This is a genomic window from Rudanella lutea DSM 19387 (genome assembly GCF_000383955.1).
GTDB classification, from domain to species: domain Bacteria; phylum Bacteroidota; class Bacteroidia; order Cytophagales; family Spirosomataceae; genus Rudanella; species Rudanella lutea.
Genome location: NZ_KB913013.1, coordinates 4,551,093 through 4,570,548, shown reverse-complemented (window position 1 = coordinate 4,570,548; position 19,456 = coordinate 4,551,093). Strand labels below are relative to the sequence as shown.

Below are 19,456 nucleotides of genomic sequence, written 5' to 3'. Positions count from 1 at the left end.
ACCACCTGCACTGCGGACGATGCAGATTTTGGCTCATCCGCTTTAACAGAATTTTACCGCTCATGCTTCGTTTTACCACTTTCGTTGCGTTGTTTTTACTTACTGCTCTGACGGTTACGGCCCGACCGAGCGCGGCCCGACCCGACCGCAATGGTGAGCCAACCGCTAAACCCTCCGACCGACTGTACGAAATTCGGATCTACTACCCAACACCGGGTAAGTACGCCGAAATTGTGGACCGGTTTCGGCAGTACACCACCAAGCTGTTTGAAAAACACGGCATGGAAAATATCGGCTACTGGACCCCTACCGATACCACCAACAAGCAGCTGGTGTATATTCTGGCCTACCCCGATAAGGCCGCCCGCGATGCTTCGTGGAAGGCTTTCGGCAGCGACCCCGCCTGGAAAGAGGTAGTCGCCAAAACCGAAGCCAGAGGTAAACTCGTGGCTAAAGTCGACCAGATTTTCATGAAAGAAACCGACTTCTCGCCCAAGGTAAGCGTAAAGGCCAAGTCGCCCGCACGGACCTTTGAGATGCGTACGTACACAGCCGCGCCCGGCAAAATGCCCAACTTGCTCGACCGGTTTCGCAACCACACGCTGAAGCTTTTCAAGAAGCACGGCATGACCAACGTGGCTTACTTTCTGACAACAGAGCCCACCGCTCCCGATGCCAACGGGCAACCCCGGCTCGTGTATTTCCTAGCCCACGAGAGAGAAGCCGCCGGTAAAGCCTCGTTCGACGCGTTCCGGAAAGACCCCAAGTGGCTAAAGGCGAAAGGCGATTCGGAGAAGGATGGCCCAATCACGAGCAAAGTTGAGTCGCTGTATCTCGTTCCGACCGATTACTCGCCCATGAAGTAATTCCGATTCTATACGCAGCAACATGAGTCATCCCGAATTTTAGGGTAGTCTAGGCCTCGACCCAACCCAATGCCCCGTTAGGGGCTCAATGTTGGTAGAAAAGTCGTCTCCCACGAGAACCCGAGCCCCGAAGGGGCGTAACTTGATTCGAGTTACGCCCCTTCGGGGCTCGGCTATTTGGATCATTTTCCCGTTAGCTATGGACATTAGGCCCCTAACGGGGCATCCTGGGGAACTTGGGCCTGAACCATCAAGATGTTGAAAATTCGGGATGACTCATGTTGTTATTTAACGTGAATTATGGAAAATGGCTGACGCAAAGGCCTTCGACAGGCTCAGGCTGACAGGCAGCTCTCAAGTCTACAGTCAGCCTGAGCCTGTCGAAGGCCTTTGCGTCAGCAACTAATTGTTAATCAGACAGTCGCGACCTGCGTTATCCATAATTCACGTTATTTATTGGCTTTCACAAGACAGACCTTAGGCCGAGTGGGGCCGGGGCTTAATGAAAATAGCCAGCCAGGTACGGCGCGCCAGTCGAAAAAAGTAGGGGGTTAGCAGCAGAAGTGTTGGAATAAGCCCAACAAGGTAGTAATCCAGATCGAGGTTCAGGCCCGTTACGAGTATCCAGAACGTGATGAGGGCGTAAGCGGTGTAGAACGCATAACTCACAAACATGGAACCCCAGTAAAAGCCCGGTTCGGGCGTGAGGTTCTCGTGGCAATGCGGACAACGCTCGTGCATTTTGTCGAAATTACGGCTGAATGCACTCTTGCTTACGAAGAAATCACCCTCGTGACAACGGGGACATTTATTGAACAATATGGCATACAATCGGCTGTTTCTCATAGCGAAGGCCACCCACCCGGCAGGTCGGCACGTGCGCGACAAAAGCGGGTGAAATGGCACCACAAAAGTACGGCAACCCCGTTGGCCACCCAACCACAAACCACACACGCTATGGTACAAATCAACGATCTCCGCCCGCTTCCCGGAAGTCGGCCGGGGTGCGACCGGTCATTTTCCGAAAGAATCGCACAAAGTACGATGGGTCGTCGAAACCAAGCCCGAATGCAATTTCCTTGATCGATTCGGCCGTGTGGGTGAGCAACCGCTGAGCCTCAATCAGCAGCCGTTCCTGCCACAACTGACTGGCCGTTTTGCCCACAATCTGACGGCAGATATGGTTGAGGTAGTTGGGCGAGAGGTTCATCTGATCAGCGTACTGACGCACTTCACGAACGGTCAGAAACTGTTTTTCCAGCAATTCTTCGTACTGTCGGAGCCTGTCGTACAGTTGGGTATCCACGCCCGGTTGCTGCTCCCGGTAGAGCCGACTGGCTTTTTCGAGCAGAATGTGTACAAACGACAAAAACACATCCGGGCGGTGCGGTTGCCCGCCCTCGTACTCGTCGAAGGCATAATCGAACACGTTCTGAAACAGATCGGACTCCGGGATATCGGACAGGAGAGGCTGGTGCTGATGCGAGTGGTAAAAGGGGTACTGATGCAGCCGGTTACCAAACCGACCCTTGAAAAAACTGGCCTCAAAAAACAGGTTGTAGCCACGCGCATCGGCCGAGAGGGCCCAACTGTGAATCTGGCCCGGTGTCAGAAAATACAACTGCCGGGGGGCCACCTCGTACGTTCGGAAGTCGATCGTATGCGTACCACTGCCCTGACTGATCCACATCACCAGATAAAACGTGTGGCCGTGGGGCTTCTCAATCCCATGTACTTCCTGCACCAGCCGTTCGAGCCGGGTCATGTAAAACGGAGCATCGGGGTGGTGCCGGGGGAACGACTGAAGTTGGTATACGGGTAACATAGAAGGGGATTTACGCCCAAATTATAACTTTATCGTTTGTGGCTGTAGAGTAGGTAAAGATGTGATCGCTTACCAACTTCTCCGACACCGGGTCTATCTTTACTCTTTATTTTACGAATCTCCTCTTGCGCGCACTTCTCACCTATCTGCTGCTGTTGGCTCCCTGGCTTGTTTCGGCTCAGACCGATACAGCCCGTTCGGCCTTTTACCAGACCCGGTTCGGACCCTACAACCCCAGCCGAACGTTAGCCTGCGACCTGCTCCATACCGACCTCGACCTTCGTTTCGACTGGACGAAGCAACAGGCAACGGGCACCGCTACACTCTGGCTCAAACCGTGGTTTTATCCGCAGGACTCGGTAGCCATCGACGCCAAAGGGTTCCTGATCGGCAGTGTTACGCTGATTGATACCAATCGGACCAAACCCACCACAACGCCCCTCCCCTACGTGTACACCGATGGGCGCGTGCTCCGGGTGAAACTGCCTCGAACCTATACCCGCGCCGAACCGTTTGCGATTCGAATTACGTACACGGCCCGACCGAACGCGGCCCGACCGAACGAACTGCCTAAAACCGAACGCGGTTCGGCCGGGGCTACCTCCGACGATAAGGGGCTGTATTTTATCAACCCCGATGGCAAACAGGCTGGCGTGCCGCGTCAGATCTGGACGCAGGGCGAAACCGAGGCTAATTCGTGCTGGTTTCCGACAATCGACACGCCCAACGAGAAAATGACGCAGGATTTCCGGCTGACGGTCGAGAGTCGCTACCGGACCCTGTCGAACGGGCGACTCGTTTCACAAACCCACAACCCCGACGGCACCCGCACCGACCGTTGGGTACAAACGCTGCCCCACGCGCCCTATCTGGCCATGGTGGGTGTGGGCGAGTTTGCCTACGTCCGCGATTCCCTCCCCCCTACTGCCGACCGCAAAGGGCTGGAAGTGAGCTATTACGTAGAACCGGCCTACGAGAAAAACGCCCGACAGATTTTTGGCCGTACCCCGGCCATGATCCGCTTCTTTGAACAAGCGTTTGGCGTACCGTACGTATGGCATAAGTACAGTCAGATGGTGGTGCGCGATTTTGTGAGCGGGGCCATGGAAAACACCACCGCCACCGTACATAACGAAGCAGTACAGATGGACGCCCGGCAGATGGTCGATGAAAACTCGGATGCCGTGATCGCGCACGAACTGGCGCACCACTGGTTTGGTGATCTGGTCACCTGCGAATCGTGGGCCAACCTGCCCCTCAACGAAGCCTTTGCGACCTACGCCGAGTACCTCTGGTTCGAACACGCCAAAGGCCCCGACGAGGCTGAGCTGCACCGGCAGTCCGATTTATTCCAGTACCTGTCGGAAGCCGAAACCAAGCAGGAACCCCTCATCCGCTACCGCCATGCCGACCGGGAAGATATGTTCGACGCCCACTCGTACCAGAAAGGAGGGCTTGTGCTGCATCTGCTCCATAAGGTAGTGGGCGACGAGGCTTTTTTCGCGTCCCTAAAACGGTATCTGAACGCGCACCGCTTCGGCACGGCCGAGGTGGCCGACCTCCGCGAAGCCTTTGAAGCCGTGACCGGGCAAGACCTCAACTGGTTTTTTGAGCAGTGGTTTCTGGCGCCGGGTCATGCCGTAGTGCGGGTAGAGCAGCAGTACACACCCGGCCGGCTTACGTTGCAGGTTCGGCAGCGGCAAGACAGCCTGAGCATTCCCGGCTTTGTGTCGGCCTACCGGGTGCCGGTGCTGATTGATGTTTGGGTGAAAGGCAAGCGCACCCGCTACGAAGCGTGGCTTAACCAGACCGAGCAAACCATTATCCTACCCGTTGCCGAACAACCTGAATTGGTTTTGTTCGACGCCGACTACCGGCTCGTGGGTACGGTTGAGCATACGCGGTCGCGGGCCGAGTGGCTTTTTCAGTACACACATGCCGATACGTTTCGGGCGCGGGTCGAGAGCCTGACCCGGCTCCTCGAACCGGGTGCCCTCACTCATACGGATGTTGTACAGGCGCTCATAAAAGCCCTCGATGATCCGTTCTGGAAAATCAGGCAGATGGCCGTCAGTGGATTAGCCAATTACACCGGCGATGCCGTGTCAGTAGTGGAGAGTCGCCTGCGTCAGTTAGCGAGCCGCGACCCCAAATCAGCCGTGCGGACCGAGGCACTCGCTACCCTCTCGACCCTGCGTAACCCGGCCAACAGTGTGGTGTTCAGGCAGGCCCTCGCCGATTCGTCGTACACGGTGGTGTCTGTGGCTCTGGTGAGCTACCTGAAAGGCAAACCGGCCGATGCCGACGCGATTGTGGCTCAGTTTGCCAACGAACGGAACGGCTCGGTACTGGCTGCCGTAGCCGATTACTACGCCGAAGCCGCCGACCCGCGCCGGTACGACTGGTTTACGCAGTCGATTGGCAAGATTCGCCCGACGGAGCGGTACGAGTTTTTGCTGGCCTTCGGCAAATACCTGTTGTTGTCGAGCCAGTCGATTCAGAAGAAATCCCTGCCCACGCTGGAGGCCATTGCCCGCAACGATGCCAGCCCGTACGCCCGGTTTGGGGCGTATCAGGCACTGGGCCTCCTTCTCGATTTGCCGGGTGTGTCGCAACTCCGGGCCGACATCCGTACCGCCGAAAAAGACCCCCAACTCCGGGCCATTTATAAGCAGATGGGGGAATGAAAAAAGGAGGAAAGGGAGAAGGGAGAAAGGAGAAGGGACGCAAGCGTAGTGTCCCCTTCTCCCCTTCTCCCTTTCCTCCCTTTTCCCCCTTTCCCCCTAACTCAGCGGCCCGGCGAACTGAATCAGGGCCGTAGCCAGATTGGTGAGGCCGGTGGTGAAAGGGCCATTATCATTGTTGTTCGCGTATTCCTGAGCCGTGCCGGCCAGTTCACGCATCAGGCGTTCGGTGCTGCGCATATCGCCCTTGGCCAGCGCGTCGGTTAGTTCGCGGAGGGGTGCTTCGAGCCACTGCGCACTCGGCTCAGCCTGCACCACGCTCATCCATTCCTGCAACATCGATACGCCCTGCTCGGGTGTTACGGCCGACAGCCCACCCGCCAGGGTCTCCTGCGTGCTGGTGAGCAACACCTGCAAATGGTCGCCGGGGTTAGCGTACACGGGGGTCGGGTCAGGCTCATTTTGAGCCAGTTGGTCATCGTCGTTGATACGACCCAGATCGGTGGCAAACGCCCGGAGTGTGTCGGCCAGTTGCGCCACCTGCTCAGCCGTTTCCGATTCGGTGGCGCGAGCCATGGCCTGCATCTGCCCGGCTAAGGTGTTAATGCACTCTTTTACCCGTTGCGGGTCGGGCGAGGGATTGAGTAATTCGTCGTACAGGTCGGTGAGTTTGGCGTGAATAGCCTCGGTGCCATCGGTATGTTTCAACACCGACATCCATTCTTTCACCAGATCGGTGCCGTTGGCGGGCACTTCGTTGTCTTCCGTTTGCGAAAATGCTTGCAGCGTGTTTTGCAACACGGTCTGTGGGTGAGCCTGAGCCATAAGGTCTACGTTGAGCTTGGTTAATATTCTACCAACTCGCTATAGTGTTTAATGTTTGGCCCGCCCGTTTCCTCACATTATCCAACTTTTTTGAAACAATATACTTTTATAGGTGTGCCTCACGACGAGGTACGCGTATTCAACGTTAACCATTTACAATCATGAATGAGACAACACTCAAAGGTGGCTGGAACGAGCTGAAAGGAAAAATCAAACAAGCCTATGGCGATTTGACCGATGACGATCTCACCTATGCCGAAGGCAAAGAAGACGAAATGTGGGGCCGACTCCAGCAGAAAACGGGTAAAACCAAAGACGAAATCCACAAAGCAGTTGCGGATTTATAAGAATTTAGACAAAAGACACTAGACAGAAGACAATAGACTTTTTTATAGCAGTCTTCAATCCAACGTCTTTCATCTAAGCAACTTGAGCCGGGGCTTACGTCCCGGCTTTTTCGTTGTCGGACAGTCGGTTTCGTATCAAAATTATGCCGCTTCACGATAAAAGTCATGGACAGATTACTCCATAAGCTATTCCTTTGGCACCGACACGTAAAACCACCTTTATGCATCGGTTGCTTTACCTCTTTATCCTTTTGGCGACCCAGCCCGTACGGGCCCAGACCGTAGTCTCAACGGTACAGGAAGCGCTCGACCTGGCCCGCCGAAATAACCCTGAACTGGTCAACGCCCGCCAGAATCGGGTCGTGCAGGACCTCCAGCAAACGACAGCCCGCGCGGCCCTGCTTCCTTCGGCCCGCGCCTTCACCAATTTCGATTACAACTATGCCCTGCCTGTGCAACTCGTGCCTGCCGAGTTTTTGGGGGGCCAGCCGGGCGACTACCGGCAGCTTCGGTTTGGGCTTCCTTTTTTCCTGACCGTCGGGGCCGAAATCAACATGCCTATTCTGAACCGGGCCGCCCGCGCTGATCTGGGCATTGTGGAGCAAAACCTGCGCCTGATCGATGATCAGAACTTAGTTTTACAGGACGAAGTAGCCACCCAAACGGCCCGGCTGTACCATGCGGCCCTGCTGACGCGGTCGGCCATTGGGCTTACCCGGCGCAACCTTTCGGTAGCCGATACGCTGGTTCAGATTGCCCAAAGCCGACTCGACAAGGGGCTAATTGAACCGCTTGAACTGAACCGAATCCGAACGGTACAGCTCAACACGGCCGATGTACTGTACCAGAACGAACTGGCCTACACCCGCAACCTGGCGCAGTTGAAACTGTTATTGGGCCTCGCCCCTACCGACAGCCTCGCTCTGACCGAAAACCTGGCCGACCGGCCCACGTCGACGCCCGTAGCGGCAACCGGGCCCGGCTCGCTGCAACGCCCGCAAATCGCGCTGCGGCAGGCCCGCGTTGAGCTGGCCCGGCGGCAGTTGGAACGCGAGCAGCTGACACGTTGGCCAACACTGGCAGCTTACGCCCGGTACTCCGAGCAGGCACAACGCGACAAGCTGAACTTTCTGAATTTCGACCAGCGCTGGTTTACCATCGGCGTGGCTGGCCTGCAATTCAACTGGCCTATTTACGCGGGCGGAGCCCGTAAGGCCAGCCAGACCCGCACCCGCCTGCAACTGAAACTGGCCGAGGCTGAACTCGCCTACGAACGCAACCGCCAGCAAACCGATACCGATGACCTCCGTAACAGCTACAATCAGGCCGTGCGCTCGCTGGATCTGAACCGCCAACACTACGACCTCAGCACCCAAAATGTGCAGATTGCGCTGGTCAAATACCGCTCAGGCCTGTTTGCTTACGACCAATATCTCAACGTGTTCAACGAGGCTCTTTCGTCGCAAAACCGGTACCTGAACAACCTCTCAAACGTATTTATTAACCAGACCCTTTTGCAGATTCGGGGGCTATAAAAAAGTTTTCAGTTTAGAGTTTTCAGTCTACAGTTCGCAAAGCGGCCGGTTCGGTATCCGTCAACAGAAAACTGAAAACCTTAAACTGAAAACTGAAGACTTTAAATCATGAAACCACTTCTCTACCTCCTCCTACTGACACTTTTCGTGGGCTGTAACCGCGGTACTGAAAGCCTTTCGCCCACGTACCGCGAACTGACCGAGGCCGTATACGCATCGGGCAACGTGTACCCCCGCAACGAGTACACCGTGACCGCCGACGCCACCGGCATTTTAGAGCAAAGGCTCGTAAACGAAGGCGACACCATCCGCCAGAATCAACTCCTGTTTGTGCTCGAAAGCGAGGCCGAAAACGCCCGGCAACAGGCTGCCGCCAGCGCATTGCGGCAGGCCCAGACCAACCTCGGCCCCAACTCGCCCGTACTGGCCGAGCTCGAAGCACAGGTGCGCAACGCCCGTACCCGCCTGAGCAACGACTCGATCAACTACACCCGGTTTCGGGAGTTGTACAACCAAAACGCCACCTCGCGGGCCGAACTCGAACGGGCTGAGCTGAACTACACCCTCGCCCGCAACAACCTACGGGCCCAGCTCAACACCCTGCAACGCAGCAAAAACCAGATTGGGCTCGACGTGGCCAACAGCCGCAGTCAGCTGGTGGTGTCGGAGGTGGCCGGGCGTAACACCCGCGTGCGCAGCTTCGTGAACGGCAAGGTGTATGAGGTGTATAAAGACCCCGGCGAGGTGGTACGCATCGGCGATCCGCTCGCGCTGGTGGGCAGCGGCAACCGCCTGTTTGCCCAACTGTCGGTGGATGAGAGCGATTTTGGCCGGATTCGGGTGGGTCAATCGGTATTGCTCAAGGCCGACGTGTACGCGGGTAAGGTGTTCAACGCCCGCGTGAGTAAGGTGTACCCCAAACTGAACCGCGCCGACCAGTCGTTCCGGGTCGATGCCGAGTTTACGAGCGACACCCCCGACGCGTACTACGGCCTGACAGTAGAAGCCAACATCATCATCAGCCAGCGGCCGCGGGTGCTCACCATCCCGAAATCATACGTGATCGGCCAGGATAGCGTGTGGGTGGAACAGGACGGCAAAAAACAGAAGATCCGGTTCCAGAAAGGGGCCGAAAACTTCGACGTAGTGGAAGTGCGTGGCGGACTGACGGAAACCTCTAAACTAATGCGTAATGAGTAACGCGTAATGATGAATGGCCGCTTCTAGCAGGCTGACACAATACCTATTACGCATTACTCATTAAGCATTCCGCATTAAAACATGAATATTTCCATTGCAGCCCAGATCGCGCAAACGCACCTCATGGCCAAAAAGCGGCAAACGCTCGTGGCTATGCTCGGCGTTACGTTCGGGATCGCCATGTTTATCACCATGATCTCGTTTATGCAGGGGGTCAACCAGTTTCTGGAAGACTCGGCCCTCGATGCCAGCCCGCATATTCGGATGTACAACGAGGTAAACACCCAGCGACCCAGCCTCATCGACGAACTCAAACCCGGCGGGTTCAACGTGGTGCACCATCAGAAACCCAAAAACGAACAAGCCCGGCTCAAAAACGGTCTGTTCATTGCCGAGCGCATCGAACGCGAAACGGGCGTGCAGGGCGTGTCGCCCCAAGTGGCCACGCAGGCGTTTTACAACAACGGCCCCATTCAGCTTTCGGGTACCATTTCGGGCGTGGATATTAACCGCGAAAACAAGCTATACAAGCTCACCAACCGGCTTAAGTCGGGCTCACTAAACGCCCTCAAAACCAACCCCGACGGCCTGATTATGGGCAACGTGCTGGCCCGCAAACTGAACGTTCAGCTCGGCGACAAGGTGACCGTAACCACCCCCACCGGCAATACGCGGGTGCTGCGGGTAGTGGGTACGTTTGGGTTCGGTGTGGGCACCGTCGACAACACGAAAAGCTACGCCAACCTCTCCACGGTGCAGGAAATGCTCCAGCGCGATCCAAGCTACATCACCGACATCCACGTGAAGATGTTCGACCCGATGCAGGCCCTGCCGTTTGGCAAGCGGCTCCGGGCCATGTACGGCTACTATACCGAAGACTGGGCTACGGCCAACACGGCGATTCTGGCGGGCGAAAAAATTCGGAATATGCTCACCTTCGTCGTGTCGATTACGCTCCTGGTTGTAGCGGGCTTTGGTATCTACAACATCATGAACATGACCGTGATCAACAAGATCAAGGACATCGCCATTCTGAAAGCCACTGGCTTCGACGGCCGCGATGTGGTCGCTATTTTTCTGCTTCAGGCCGCTTTTATCGGACTGACGGGTGGGTTGTTGGGGCTCGCTATTGGTTTCGGGTTGAGCTACTTACTCTCGATTACGCCCTTCGACGCCGGTGATTTTCTGAGCCTCGACACGTTTCCGGTCATTTTCGCGGCCAAGTATTACGTCATGGGGCTTCTTTTCGGGGTCATCACCACGGTGCTGGCGGGGTATTTCCCTTCACGCAAAGCAGCCAAAGTGGATCCGGTAGCCATTTTGAGGGGGTGATTTTAATGCGTAATGCATAATGATAAATGCGTAATACATCGAATCCCTAAACCTACCATGTCATGCACAAATACGGCAAGAAACCCGATCCACTCCGGGAAAAGACGTTGAACCTGGCTGTTCGCATTGTCAATCTCAGTAAGTACTTAATGCAGGAGAAGAACGAATATACTATTAGTAAACAGGTACTTCGTTCAGGCACAAACCCTGGCGCTATGGTAAGAGAAGCAGCCAATGCAGAGTCAGGACTTGATTTTATTCACAAATTAAGTGTGGCCCAAAAGGAAGCAGGAGAAACCTTGTATTGGCTTGAGCTTTTGTTCAGGACTAACTACTTAGCGGCAAATGAGTACGAGTCTATCTACGCTGATACAGAAGAAATTCTGAGGCTTATTAAAAGCTCAATTGTGACCCGGAAGAAAACCCTCGCTACCAAAACTGCCTCTGCCCTGACGTTCCTCACGTATTACCTTTTCTGATTACGCATTCATCATTACGCATTAAAACCATGTCGGTTCTCTCAGCCCAAAATCTCAACAAATACTTCTACGACCCGGAGAAGTTTCATGTCCTGCGCGATGTCTCATTCGATGTGCAGCGGGGCGAGTTTTTGTCGATCGTGGGCAAGTCGGGGTGTGGCAAAAGTACGCTGCTGTACCTGCTCTCGACCATGGACACCGACTACGAGGGGCAGATTACCATGGCGGGCACCACCCTGACCGGCCGCAACCAGGATTTTCTGGCCCGGTTTCGGAACGAGCACCTCGGCTTTGTGTTTCAGTTTCACTTTCTGCTGCCCGAATTTTCGGCCCTGCAAAACGTGATGCTGCCCGGCCTCAAGCTGGGCAAGTACCCGGCCAAAGAAGTGGAAGAACGGGCGATGGAAAAGCTACGGCTCATTGGCATGGCCGATTACGCCCGTAAATCGGCCAGTAAACTCTCCGGCGGTCAGCAGCAGCGGGTGGCTATTGCCCGGGCACTCATCAACGACCCGACCATCATCATGGGCGACGAGCCCACCGGCAACCTCGACAAAGCCAACACCGAAAACGTGTTTGCGATTTTTCAGGATTTGGCCCGCAAAGGGCAAACCATCATCGCCGTAACGCACGACCCCGACTTTGCCGCCGGCAGCGACCGGGTCATCGAGATGTCGGACGGTCAGATTATTGCTACCCATGAAAATTCGCATTAACCGAAACATTCAACTTGCCTTTCTGTACCTGGCCTTACTGGGTGTGTTGGGCAGACAATGGGTGCTGCCGAGCATTGGCTGGAAAGAGCAGGCAATTCTGTTTGGCGTTACCTTACTGATTTTCAACGCTATTCTGCTCTTTCATTACTGGTTCAATGAGTACCTGAACCGCCGGTATCCGTTTGAGCGAAATGTCCGCAACCGGGTTATCATTCAGCTGATTGTGGGCTGGGGGGTCGTCAAAACGGTGCTGTTTTTGGGTGGCCTACTGATTGTTCGCCAGATTTTACCAGCCCTGACCGACTCCATCAACCGGCTCACGCTGGTAGCCCTAAGTTTGGTGGCTTTTCTGGCCAATACGGTTATCTGCCTTAGCTTTATCGCCATTCTGCTGTTCAACCGCTGGCAGGAAAACCTCCTGCGGGCCGCCCGGCTTGAGCAGGAAAAAGCGCAGGTCCAATACGACAACCTGAAGAACCAGCTCAACCCCCATTTTCTGTTCAACAGCCTCTCATCGCTCGATAGCCTGATCGACGATAACCCCGTGCTGGCCCGGCAATTTTTGCAGCAACTCGCGCGGGTGTACCGATACGTGCTCCAGCATAAAGACAAAGAATTGGTCACTCTCGAAACCGAGCTGGCGTTTATCAAAAACTACGTGGCCCTGCTACAGACCCGCTTTGAGGGTACGTTCCGGCTCGACTGTACGGTTGAGAGCGAGACCCTCGAACGGCAGATTGTTCCCGTAACCCTCCAGATCCTGATCGAGAACGCCATCAAACACAACATCATCAGCGAAGCCGCTCCGCTGACGGTGGACCTGAGGGTGCAGGATGGCTACCTGGAGGTATCGAACCGCATTCAGCGCAAAAAACAGATAGCCACCTCCAACGGGCAAGGCTTGCAGAACCTACAGCAGTTGTATAGTTTTCTGAGCGACCGAACCATCGAGATTCAGGAAGACAAAACCACCTTTCGGGTTCGTGTGCCGCTCTTGTAAATACCATGACGATCCTCCTCATCGAAGACGAACCCCTTATTGCCCGGCAGCTCCTGAAACTGGTTCGGCAACTCGAACCCGAAGCCGACCTCCAGGGGCCTCTGGGCAATGTGCAGCAGGCAAAAGAGTACCTCTCCAACCACCGGCCCGATTTAATCATTGCGGATATTCAACTGGCCGACGGGGTAAGCTTCGAGGCTTTTGAACAGGTAAACCTCAACGTACCGGTTATTTTCACAACGGCCTACGACGAATATGCCATCCGGGCGTTTAAAATCAACAGCATCGACTACCTCCTCAAACCCGTTGACCCCGACGAGCTGCGGGCCGCCCTCGCCAAGTACCACCGCTGGCAACCCTCCGGCACCGACTTTGCCGATCACTTTCGGTCGTTGCTGCACCAGTTTGGTCAGCCTGCCCAAACGCCGGTTTACAAGCGACGGTTCACGGCCCACCACCTCCGGCAGATTGTGCCCGTACTCGAAGAGCAGGTCGCTTATTTTCAGCGCGACGAACTGATTTACCTCCACACGCTCGCCGGGCAGAAACTGGTGACCGACTACCGCACCCTCGACGAGCTGGACGACCTCCTCGACCCGGCCTGTTTTTTCCGGGCCAACCGGCAGTTTCTGGTCAGTCTCAAAGCCGTAGCCGGGTATCAGCCCCATTTTAGCGGCAAACTGGCGGTTCGGTTGCATCCTCCCTACCAAACCGTCGACTTGCTTATCAGTAAAGAGAAAGCACCCATCTTCCGGCAGTGGCTCGAAGGGTAGGCTAACCATCCATCAAAAACCGCTTGGTAAAATTCCTGTTTTTTGGTAATTAGTAACCGCGAATTCAAAACGAAAAACCAATTCATCAAGCGTTTACCATGACAGTTCTAACACCAAACATCCGGCGATGGCTGGTCGTGAGTGCCCTAGCTTCGGGTAGCCTGCTGGCCCAGCCCCTACTCAACGGCACCACGGCTCAGGTGTATGCACAGGCTGCTTCGGCCGCCTTGCCTGAAGGCGTTACCAAAGGCGCAACCGTGGAAGGCATTACGGAGTACAACCTCAAAAACGGCCTCAAAGTACTGCTCTTCCCCGACGTATCGAAGCCCACCATCACGGTCAACATCACCTACCTGGTCGGCTCACGGCACGAGGGACTGGGCGAAACCGGTATGGCTCACCTGCTCGAACACATGGTGTTTAAGGGATCGACCAAGCACCCCAACATTCCGCAGGAACTAACCGCCCACGGTGCCCGGCCCAACGGCACTACCTGGCTCGACCGTACCAACTACTTCGAGACGTTTGCCGCTACCGACGAAAACCTCAAATGGGCACTCGACCTCGAATCAGACCGGATGGTGAACTCGTTCATCAAAAAAGAAGACCTGATGTCGGAGTTTTCGGTGGTGCGGAATGAATTTGAAAGCCGTGAAAACTCTCCGCAAAACGTGCTGAACGAGCGCGTGGTGTCGACCGCTTATCTATGGCACAACTACGGCAAATCGACCATAGGTAACCGCTCCGATCTGGAGAAAGTACCCATCGAGAACCTCCAGGCTTTTTACAAGAAATATTACCAGCCCGACAATGCGGTGCTGGTGGTGGCCGGTAAAATTGACGAAGCCAAGACCATCGCGATGGTCAACGAGTATTTCGGCAATATTCCCCGCCCGGCACGCGTATTGCAGCCGACCTACACGGTAGAGCCGGTTCAGGATGGTGAGCGCTCCGTAACGCTCCGGCGCGTGGGCGACACCCGCGTGGTGTCGGCCCTGTACCACATCATGCCCAGCTCGCACCCCGACTACCCGGCCATGGATGTGCTCATCGACATTCTGACCGACGAGCCGAGCGGCCGCCTGTACAAAGCCCTGATCGAGACCAAGAAAGCCTCGCAGCAATACGGGTATGCGTTTATGACCAAAGACCCCGGCCATGCGTACTTCGCCGTGGAGATGCTGAAAGAAAAATCGGCCGACGAAGCCCGCCGGATTCTGCTGAACACCCTCGACTCGATTGCGATCAAAGCCCCCACCAAAGAGGAGGTAGACCGCTCGAAGGCAAAGCAGCTGAAGTACGTCGAGATGGCATTTAAAGACGTGGAGCAACTGGGCCGGAGCCTGAGCGAATACATTGCTACCGGCGACTGGCGGCTGCTGTTCCTGTACCGCGACCAACTGGAGAAAGTGACCCCCGCCGACGTACAGCGCGTGGCGGCTTACTACTTTAAGCCCTCAAACCGGACCATCGGCGAGTTTATTCCGGAGACCAAGCCCGACCGGGCCGAGATGCCCGACGCGCCCAATCTGGCCGCTTTGACCCAAAATTACAAAGGCCGGGCCGCTATGGCGCAGGGCGAAGCCTTCGACCCGTCGCCCGCTAACATCGACGGCCGCACCAAGCGCGTAGAACTCCCCAACACCATCGAAATGGCCCTGTTGCCCAAATCGACGCGGGGTAGCGAGGTAAACGTTCGGATGACCCTCCGCATGGGTGATGTAAAAAGCCTGGAAAACAAGAGCACCGTCAGCAGCTTTGCAGCCGCCCTGCTCGACAAAGGCACGACCACCCGCAGCCGGCAGCAGATCAAAGACGAACTGGACAAGCTGAAGGCGCAGGTGAGCGTTGGGGGCGCGGGTAACAACGCGTCGGTGTCGATCAAAGCCACCAAAGAAACACTGCCTGAGGTAATGCGCATTGTGGGCGATATCCTCAAAAACCCCGCCTTTGATGCCAACGAGTTCGAAAAACTGAAGCAGGAGCAACTGGCCCAGGTCGAATCGCAGCGGTCGGAACCCAACGCCATTGCCTCGAACCTGTTCCAGCGGACTATGAACCCGTACGCCAAGGGCGATATTCGGTACACCAAGACGTTTGACGAGGAAGTAGCCGACATCAAAGCCCTGAAGCTGGAGGACATCAAGAAATTCCACAAGGACTTCTACGGTGCTCAGAACGCAACGGTCTCGATCGTGGGCGACTTCGACGAGCCAAAAACCCGCAAGATTATTTCGGATGAGTTTGGCCTCTGGAAATCGAAAATGCCGTTTAGCCGGGTGGTAACCGAGTACAAGGCCATTCCGGCAGGTGCCCAGAATATCGAAACCCCCGACAAAGCCAATGCGCTCATGCTGGCGGGCCTGAACCTGTCGGTACGCGACGACGACCCCGACTACGCGGCTCTCATTCTGGGCAACTACATGCTCGGTGGGGGCTTCCTGAACTCGCGTCTGGCAACCCGTATCCGGCAAAAAGAGGGTATCAGCTACGGTGTTGGCTCAAACATCAACGCAAGCCCCTGGGACAAGGCAGGCATGTTTATGACCTATGCCATTTACAACCCCGAAAACTCGGAGCGCCTGGTGAAAGCCCTGCGCGAAGAGCTGGAAAAAGTGCAGAAAGAAGGCTTTACGGCCGAGGAGCTGAACGCGGCCCGGTCGGGTTATCTGCAATCGCGGCAGGTAACGCGGGCGCAGGACCCCAGCCTGGCCGGTACACTCAACAACTACCTGTACCTAAATCGGACGATGGCCTGGGATGCCGACTTTGAAAAGAAGATTGCAGCCCTGACGCCCGAACAGGTCAACGCGGCCATGAAAAAACATATCGACCCGGCCAAACTGACGATTATTCAGGCGGGCGATTTTGCCAAGGCGGCCAAAAAAGTAGCTGAGCAGCAACCGGCTTCGAGCGTTGGCTCAGGCACGAAGAAAAACTAAGCTGTTGTGCATAATGCCTCCCCAAAAGGCCTTCCTGCTACAAGGAAGGCCTTTTTTGTTTTTCCGTCTACCCAACCGTTACCGTTCGCTCAAGGACTGTTTGCGTCAGCGTCCGCTTACCGACTAACAGGCTGTATGGGTCAACAACGGCCCCCTATTCTCGTAAACGCCATGTTAGTTATTCCCTCACGACGCCCAACCCGGCCCGAACTGCCCTTGTTTCGCAAGCGGGTCAGCATCGACATGGGGCACTCTTTTTTTGTGGGTGCCTACACCAAAGTGTTTTTCAAACTCCGGGGGTACACCCTGGAAGACCTGGAGTTTCGGCTGCCCGATGGCCCACAGGCGGGCGTAGTATCGCTCTGCCGCGACGCCAATTTTGACCCCGAACGCCCCGACGTGATGCTATGCCTTGGCTACCGGCCCGGTACGTACGTGTTTCAGGTGGTTGACCGGGCCACCAACGTGGTGGTAGCCGAGAAGAAATTTGAACTGACCACCGACTGGGCCGACGAGAAAACAGGTCCCTCGCTCTCGGTGGTAGGCGTGGTAACCGGGGGTGAGTCGGCACCGGCCTGGGGGGGTGGCCCGGCTGGCCCCGATCCTCAAAACCTGAACGTGTTACCCCAATCGGGCACCCGGCGCATTGCCATTATCCTGGTCGATACGTCGTCGCAACGGTACCCGACCGATACACCCACCCTCGACGCCATCCGGCAGCGGTGGATGGACGAAATCATCAACGGCGTCACCGTGAGCGGGCAAACCCGCAGCAGTCGCCGGTTTTTTCAGGAGGTTTCGTACAACAACTTCGATATTTCGGCCCAGATCTTCGGTCCCTACCAGCTATCGGGCAATTTCGACAGCTACTTCACCGCCGTCACCCGCAACGGCAACACCCTTTGGTCGCCTAACACCAACTACCACCAGGCCTGCATCACGGCCGCCGATAGCGACGTTAATTGGGGCAATTTCGACACCGTATTGTGCGTATCGCAGAATACCGCAACGCAGAACGCCTGGCCCTACGCGAGCATTGGCACCCGCACCTACACCACCGCCGAAGGGAGCCGTAACCTTGGTGTTATTTCGATGCCTGTGGGTTGGGGCGACACCTTTGAGCCTACCCGTGCCGTGCACGAAACGTTTGCGCACGAGCTGGGCCACAACCTCGGCCTGAGCGATCAGTACACGCCCGACGTACCCGGCCGCAACCCTGTTCAGTGGGACCATATGGATAGCGAAGACGGACTGGCGCACTTCTCGCTGGCGCACCGCATGATGCTCGGCTGGGTACCCGCGGGCTGGCTCAAGACCTACAACTTTGCGCTGGGGGGCTCGCCCGTCAACGAAACCATCAGCCTCAGCGCCATTCAGGCAGGTACGCCCCCGGCCGGGCGCATGGGCGGCATTGAGGTGCGGGTGGCCGATGGCTGGAACTACTACGTGGAGTACCGAAACCGGCAGGCTACCCACACCAGCGATCAGGAATTGCCCACCAACAATGCCGTGCTGGTAACCGACGTCGACTCGTCGCCGGACGATGCGCCCATCAGCCGCCCCCGGATTCTGCGCGTTGCCAATGACCCCGACGGCGACGGCAGCGTGCTGACCAATGGCCTGAATTACCGGGCCGTAGACGTATCGGACCCGACCTTCCCGACCGATTTTCGGCTCAGTGTGAGCGGCATCGACGGCACCAAGGCCGACGTGAAAGTAGAGTACGGTGTCAACAGCCGCCCCGACCCCTCTATACGGCCGTGGCCGGCAAGCCCCACCCGGCAGTGGCAAAGCCCCGACATTGAAGTGCGCAACACCCGCAACGCGGCCGACCCGGCCTGGTTCAACGTGCCCTGGGCCGGCAACCCCAACACGGTGGTAGCGCGGGTGCGGAACAACGGGAATCTGGCTGCTCCCAACGTGCGGGTGTTATTTTCGGTTAAAAACTACAACGTGGGCGGAGCGCCCGAAACCCCGCTGGGCGAAATGACCCAAACGATTCCGGCCCTCGGTACGGTGGAGTTTACAACCACCTGGAATCCGCCGGGCAACGGCCACTACTGCATCATTGTTCGCATCGACACGTTTGCCTTTGTGGCCCCCGACGGCACACTCGTCACCGAAATGTCGCCCCACAATAACCTCGCTCAGTCGAACTACGACCGGTTTATTTCGGCCGAAGGCTCCCCCGCCACCCGCCAGATTACATTTGTGGAAGTGGGCAACCCGTACAACGAAGCGACCCGCGTGTTTATCCGGCCGGGCCAGTCGAACCCGCTGTACCGTACCTACCTCGGGGCTACCTCGCTCCTGCTCGAACCAGGCGAAACCCGCCGGGTGGAAGTCATGTACGAATACGACAGCAGCAACGTGTTCCGCACGCCCATGAGCCTGGGCAAGTATGGCTGGATAACGCCCGAAAAACGCGGTAATGAAGGGCTTGCTCAGCGTGCCCAGAAGCTGTTTGGCGCCAAGCCCAACCGGGTCGATCTGGCTGCCTTTATCGAAGACCCGCGCGACCCTGAGTTGCATACGGCCTACCGGTTTAGCGGGGCCGAAGCCGAGATAGTCACCGGCCGACGCACCAAATTCGATTATTTCTACAAAGACGGGGGGCAGATTGGCGGGCGTGTTGTGCTCGACAACCGACGCCCAACCGGAGTCAACGGAGGCCGGGTGCTGCTCATTTACCGCAACACCGAAGACCCCAAAAACCCGCTGACCATTTACGACGAGGTTCGGCTCGACTGGGACGGCCGGTTTGTGGTGAAAACGTCGAAAAAGGGCCTATCCATTCGGCCCGAGAGTCTTCAGGCGTATTACCTGCCTACGCCCGGCTTCGGCGATTGCTACTCCGCGGTGATTCCTTTTGCGCATTAACCTGTACAAAAACCTGTAAGGTCTTCGAGACCTTGCAGGTTTACAATTCCCC

General features: G+C 56.4%; 15 protein-coding genes. 12 read left to right on the top strand and 3 right to left on the bottom strand.

The features are described from left to right. The first annotated feature begins 62 nt into the window (after positions 1 to 62). Positions 63 to 866 carry an NIPSNAP family protein gene (locus RUDLU_RS0118920; protein WP_019989988.1) on the top strand — a complete coding sequence of 268 codons (804 nt, stop codon included), beginning with the start codon at positions 63 to 65 and terminating at the stop codon, positions 864 to 866. A gap of 477 nt (positions 867 to 1,343) precedes the next feature. On the opposite strand, the gene RUDLU_RS0118915 is transcribed toward RUDLU_RS0118920, so the two are convergent. Beyond that, positions 1,344 to 1,607 carry a DUF983 domain-containing protein gene (locus RUDLU_RS0118915; RefSeq protein ID WP_342663151.1) on the bottom strand — a complete coding sequence of 88 codons (264 nt, stop codon included), beginning with the start codon at positions 1,605 to 1,607 and terminating at the stop codon, positions 1,344 to 1,346. Between the two features lie 226 nt (positions 1,608 to 1,833). Next, entirely contained in the window at positions 1,834 to 2,691 is an 858-nt protein-coding gene (locus RUDLU_RS0118910; RefSeq protein ID WP_019989986.1) for a helix-turn-helix domain-containing protein, read from the bottom strand. Between the two features lie 125 nt (positions 2,692 to 2,816). Here RUDLU_RS0118910 and RUDLU_RS0118905 point away from each other — a divergent pair, with 125 nt between their 5' ends. Next, positions 2,817 to 5,378, top strand: coding sequence for a M1 family aminopeptidase (locus RUDLU_RS0118905; protein WP_019989985.1), 2,562 nt, complete (start codon positions 2,817 to 2,819; stop codon positions 5,376 to 5,378). A gap of 96 nt (positions 5,379 to 5,474) precedes the next feature. Here the strand turns inward: RUDLU_RS0118905 and RUDLU_RS0118900 are convergent, their stop codons facing one another. Further along, the gene (locus RUDLU_RS0118900; protein ID WP_019989984.1) at positions 5,475 to 6,200 is read right to left on the bottom strand and encodes a hypothetical protein; all 726 of its coding nucleotides are present in this window, start codon (positions 6,198 to 6,200) and stop codon (positions 5,475 to 5,477) included. A gap of 161 nt (positions 6,201 to 6,361) precedes the next feature. Between RUDLU_RS0118900 and RUDLU_RS0118895 the strand changes: the two genes are divergently transcribed. The 10 genes from RUDLU_RS0118895 to RUDLU_RS0118850 all read left to right on the top strand — a co-directional run bounded on the left by RUDLU_RS0118895 (position 6,362) and on the right by RUDLU_RS0118850 (position 19,404). Continuing rightward, positions 6,362 to 6,547, top strand: a complete 186-nt coding sequence (locus RUDLU_RS0118895; RefSeq protein WP_019989983.1) for a CsbD family protein — start codon at positions 6,362 to 6,364, stop codon at positions 6,545 to 6,547. Between the two features lie 221 nt (positions 6,548 to 6,768). Continuing rightward, on the top strand, positions 6,769 to 8,082 hold the full coding sequence (locus RUDLU_RS0118890) for a TolC family protein (protein WP_019989982.1): 1,314 nt from the start codon (positions 6,769 to 6,771) through the stop codon (positions 8,080 to 8,082). A 108-nt stretch (positions 8,083 to 8,190) separates the two neighbouring features. Continuing rightward, positions 8,191 to 9,282, top strand: a complete 1,092-nt coding sequence (locus RUDLU_RS0118885; protein WP_019989981.1) for an efflux RND transporter periplasmic adaptor subunit — start codon at positions 8,191 to 8,193, stop codon at positions 9,280 to 9,282. Between the two features lie 81 nt (positions 9,283 to 9,363). After that, the gene (locus RUDLU_RS0118880) at positions 9,364 to 10,614 is read left to right on the top strand and encodes an ABC transporter permease (protein ID WP_019989980.1); all 1,251 of its coding nucleotides are present in this window, start codon (positions 9,364 to 9,366) and stop codon (positions 10,612 to 10,614) included. Between the two features lie 62 nt (positions 10,615 to 10,676). Continuing rightward, positions 10,677 to 11,093: a four helix bundle protein gene (locus RUDLU_RS0118875; protein WP_019989979.1), complete on the top strand. Its 417-nt coding sequence runs from the start codon at positions 10,677 to 10,679 to the stop codon at positions 11,091 to 11,093. 29 nt (positions 11,094 to 11,122) lie between these two features. Next, positions 11,123 to 11,809 carry an ABC transporter ATP-binding protein gene (locus RUDLU_RS0118870; RefSeq protein WP_019989978.1) on the top strand — a complete coding sequence of 229 codons (687 nt, stop codon included), beginning with the start codon at positions 11,123 to 11,125 and terminating at the stop codon, positions 11,807 to 11,809. Continuing rightward, on the top strand, positions 11,793 to 12,809 hold the full coding sequence (locus tag RUDLU_RS0118865; RefSeq protein ID WP_019989977.1) for a sensor histidine kinase: 1,017 nt from the start codon (positions 11,793 to 11,795) through the stop codon (positions 12,807 to 12,809). The genes RUDLU_RS0118870 and RUDLU_RS0118865 overlap by 17 nt, the downstream gene beginning before the upstream one ends. Before the next feature lie 5 nt (positions 12,810 to 12,814). Further along, positions 12,815 to 13,582 carry a LytR/AlgR family response regulator transcription factor gene (locus RUDLU_RS0118860; RefSeq protein WP_019989976.1) on the top strand — a complete coding sequence of 256 codons (768 nt, stop codon included), beginning with the start codon at positions 12,815 to 12,817 and terminating at the stop codon, positions 13,580 to 13,582. A 98-nt stretch (positions 13,583 to 13,680) separates the two neighbouring features. Then, a complete protein-coding gene (locus tag RUDLU_RS0118855) occupies positions 13,681 to 16,524 on the top strand; it encodes a M16 family metallopeptidase (protein ID WP_083940603.1) in 2,844 nt (947 codons plus the stop codon). Positions 16,525 to 16,695: 171 nt separating this feature from the next. Next, positions 16,696 to 19,404 (top strand): CARDB domain-containing protein, encoded by a 2,709-nt coding sequence (locus RUDLU_RS0118850; protein WP_169578055.1) that lies wholly within the window; start codon positions 16,696 to 16,698, stop codon positions 19,402 to 19,404. Positions 19,405 to 19,456 lie beyond the last annotated feature (52 nt).